General features: G+C 40.1%; 2 protein-coding genes. Both read right to left on the bottom strand.

Going from position 1 to position 2,521, the window contains the following annotated elements:
- Positions 1 to 94 precede the first annotated feature (94 nt).
- Positions 95 to 1,819 (bottom strand): hypothetical protein, encoded by a 1,725-nt coding sequence (locus Q8907_16145; GenBank protein ID MDP4275799.1) that lies wholly within the window; start codon positions 1,817 to 1,819, stop codon positions 95 to 97.
- Positions 1,820 to 1,945: 126 nt separating this feature from the next.
- A partial coding sequence (locus tag Q8907_16150; GenBank protein ID MDP4275800.1) for a glycoside hydrolase family 92 protein occupies positions 1,946 to 2,521 on the bottom strand: 576 nt, incomplete at its 5' end.

Here is a 2,521-nt window from a genome sequence, read left to right on the forward strand (position 1 = left end):
ACCAATCTGTCCGGGATTTTCTTCCGTAAAATCTGAGCAGCACCAGAAAAAGAAATAAAAACCAAAAAAAGTAGAATTAAAAATTTCTTCATTTTCAATTTCGGCTATTTGTCTGAGAAAAATTCAGCAACAATATGTTTTTATCCGGATTGATTCTATAAACCACTTCATTCCCGGGAGTTGAGAAAAATCCATGGGTGGCTTTAACCGTATAATCCATTCCCTTATATCGGCAGTCAATCTGTCTTTTTGAAACCTTGCTAAAGGGCAAATCCGCATGATCGGCCGTCGTTAAATCCAGATACCAATTCAAAGGTTTAATACCTTTAAATTGCATTTTCATGTTTTGAGCATCAATGTCTACAATAAAATCACCTTTAACAGATTTTAAAGGCCAGACCACATGTAATTTATCCTGAGCTATTTTTTTCACTACAGGAGCTCCTCCTTCAACCAACATTTCTTTTCCATTTACAATTGCTTTGAGCCGTAATCCGGCAATTTTATCAGCAGTACTCCAGCTAAACCCGTCAACAAAAGGAAGGGTATAAAAGAAACAGGTAGTAGCAGTCCCTTTTTGGGTTAAATAATCACAAGGTAAATTTTCATTAAACACGTGAATATCGCGAAACCGCAATGTGCCGTTTTCCCATAACAAATTGACCCTGTAAAAACGGCTGTTAAACCATACTGTTTTGCGGTCACTTCCTTGTAAATCGTTGTTTACAGTAACAGACGTGGAGGGTGTAACTTTATAATGTTCGCGGAACCATTTCCCTGACTCTGCTAAAGTTTCGACTTTTACTTTCTTTTCATCCCTGAGTCTGGCCACCAAAGGCAATTGAATAGCAAAGCCTTTAGCCATCTTATCCCAGGTAAACGAATTTTCCTGCCCCACCTGAACATAGGCATATTCCATACACTCACCTTTTATAAATTCCTTAAAATACCAGTCCACCCAGGTAGAATCTCCCCCGCCATTTTTATACACGGGTTCCAGGGTGACAACTCCCTGCATTTTTGTTCCCAGCCCCATATCGTATTGACGGATAGGATCAGATCCCAGCATCCTGAAAATCGGAACAGGGATCTGAGCTGATTCATGTTGGGCCGGCATATAATAATTTTTCGAACTGGGATAATAAGCCTGGTTCCAGTATCCTCCCCACAAATTATAACCATCCGTACCAATCTGGTCGCGGCAATTACAGGAAGAAATAATCCCATATTTACGGTACATATAATCCAGGGTATGGGCGTCCATAAACCAGGAACCTGCAGACTTGGGATAATAACCATAGATCTGCTTAAAATCGTTCATGTAAACATCCACTATCTTTTCGCGTTCTTCAGGGCTATAACCTATAGAAAAATCGACATCTGCGTACCAATCCCAGGAATAGCGCCCACGCCATTTAAGCCCTGCTTTCTCAACCAGTTGCTGAGGGATTTCCAGCCAGCAACCTATTTCAAAGGAACCGGCAGGAAGGCTTTTAAAAAGTTCCTGGTAACGGGGATCCATCAATGCATCATACTGTAAAAGAAAAGTGCCCTTAAGGTTATATTTTTTCATCATATTCACCTGATTGGCCACAGTCTGATAAAGAACATTATTGGTAATCTCGGCTCTTCCAGACCTGGGTTCACAATCTCGGACAAAATTGATAATATTCACAATTTTGGGACGAGACTCAACATTCCCTGATTTTATTTGAGGTTTGTTTGAACCGATAAATGAACTGCACAAAAAAATTGCAAGTATTCCGAAAACAAAAATGAACCTGTTTTGAATTCCGTTTAATTTCACTCTATTTCCCATTTCCCTGATTTTAAATTTTTTCATAAAATAATTTGCAAGTTCTGAACCAAATGATATCAATAATTTCTTAGTAAGACGTTAAAAAAAAGAAATCCCACATAAAACTATTGAGCCAAATGATATCAATTATTCCCTGCCCCAGGCAGTGGGCTGATCAGATAAAACCAGAGTAATAGTACCCCCATTGGCAATGTCCTTGTGCCGGAAAATCGAGCTGGTCCAAATCTTGCCATTTATGTTACAGGACTTAATATAAATGTTTTTATCCGAAGCATTCTCTGCGCGGATAATTAGTTTTTTCCCATTTCCCAGAGTGATTACGGCCTTTTTATAAAGCGGGGAATTCAGGTAATAAATATCCTGCCCGGCATTGGGGAAAAAGCCCAGGGAAGAAAAGACATACCACGAGGACATGGCACCGCTGTCGTCATTACCCAATCCGCCCGTAAGGTCAAAATTTTTCTTTAAGGCATAGCGTACCCATTTTGAGGTCAGATCAGGGCGGCCAACATGATTGAACAAACGTAGGGCCAGGAATGATGGTTCATTGCCATAATCGATCAGGTCATTTTTCAGTGCATAGTCAAGCCTGTCTACGAACTTTTCCTTTCCGCCCATTAATTCAACTAATTGATCAACGTCATGAGGGATAAAGTAACTGTAAGTCCAGGAACTTCCTTCATAAAATGGGCCCACCCAGGA

The sequence above is a fragment of the Bacteroidota bacterium genome, assembly GCA_030706565.1.
Taxonomy (GTDB): domain Bacteria; phylum Bacteroidota; class Bacteroidia; order Bacteroidales; family JAUZOH01; genus JAUZOH01.

What these genes read in the sequence shown, in the direction of transcription:
- Q8907_16145 (MDP4275799.1), bottom strand. Translation starts at nt 1,819, where the DNA reads ATGGGAAATAGAGTGAAATTAAACGGAATTCAAAACAGGTTCATTTTT.